The 202-nt window shown below is 81.2% G+C and carries 1 pseudogene; it reads left to right on the top strand.

From position 1 onward, the window contains the following. Positions 1-202, top strand: a pseudogene (locus G3I41_RS32375) (phosphatidate cytidylyltransferase); the annotation flags it as partial.

Raw genomic sequence — 202 nt, 5'->3', positions numbered from 1 at the left:
GGCGCTCGCCCGGGACACCGGCCGCACCACCCGGCGCGGCGCCGTCCTCAACGAGCTGGGCGACCGGGTCGCCGACCTGGTCGTGCTCGCCGGCTTCCTGACGCTCGCCCCGCTCCGGCTGGTCGCGCTGGCCGGTCTCGCGGCCACGCTGCCCTCCTGGGTGTCGCTGGCCGGGGCCGCCGCCGGGGCGCCCCGCCGCAAC

Origin of the sequence: Streptomyces sp. SID9727 (genome assembly GCF_010550605.1) — a bacterium.
Lineage (GTDB): Bacteria > Actinomycetota > Actinomycetes > Streptomycetales > Streptomycetaceae > Streptomyces.
Note: the sequence above shows the minus strand (reverse complement) of the source record. Positions and strands in the feature narration are given on the sequence as shown.